This window comes from Klebsiella sp. ME-303, assembly GCF_007910085.1.
Classification (GTDB): domain Bacteria; phylum Pseudomonadota; class Gammaproteobacteria; order Enterobacterales; family Enterobacteriaceae; genus Klebsiella; species Klebsiella michiganensis.
Window position 1 is genome coordinate 260,535 of record NZ_VOJB01000104.1, and the last position, 584, is coordinate 261,118.

Annotated in this window: 1 protein-coding gene; it reads right to left on the reverse strand. The window is 61.1% G+C overall.

The window, feature by feature from the left end; all coding sequences use genetic code 11:
- A partial coding sequence (locus FQK12_RS27835; RefSeq protein WP_261393166.1) for an IMP dehydrogenase occupies positions 1-584 on the reverse strand: 584 nt, incomplete at both ends.

Here is a 584-nt window from a genome sequence, read left to right on the forward strand (position 1 = left end):
CCGATGCCCACTTTCACCGCGCTGCAGCCGGCTTCCGCCAGCGCGCGTGCGCCTGCGCCAGTGGCGACGTTGCCGCCGATGATCTGCAGGTCAGGATATTTCGCGCGCGTTTCACGGATACGCTGCAGAACGCCTTCTGAGTGACCGTGCGAGGAGTCGATCAGCAGAACGTCAACGCCTGCCGCTACCAACGCGTCTACGCGCTCTTCGTTGCCGGCACCAGCGCCGACCGCCGCGCCTACGCGCAGACGGCCCTGCTCATCTTTACAGGCGTTCGGTTTACGTTCTGCTTTCTGGAAGTCTTTGACGGTGATCATGCCGCGCAGGTGGAAGCTCTCATCCACGACCAGCGCTTTCTCAACGCGTTTTTCGTGCATCTTAGCGAAGACCACTTCACGGCTTTCGCCTTCACGAACGGTGACCAGACGCTCTTTCGGCGTCATGTAGACGCTGACCGGCTGGTTCAGATCGGTGACGAAACGCACGTCGCGGCCGGTGATGATGCCAACCAGCTCGTTTTCTTCGGTAACCACCGGGTAGCCGGCGAAACCGTTGCGCTCGGTCAGCTCTTTCACTTCACGCAG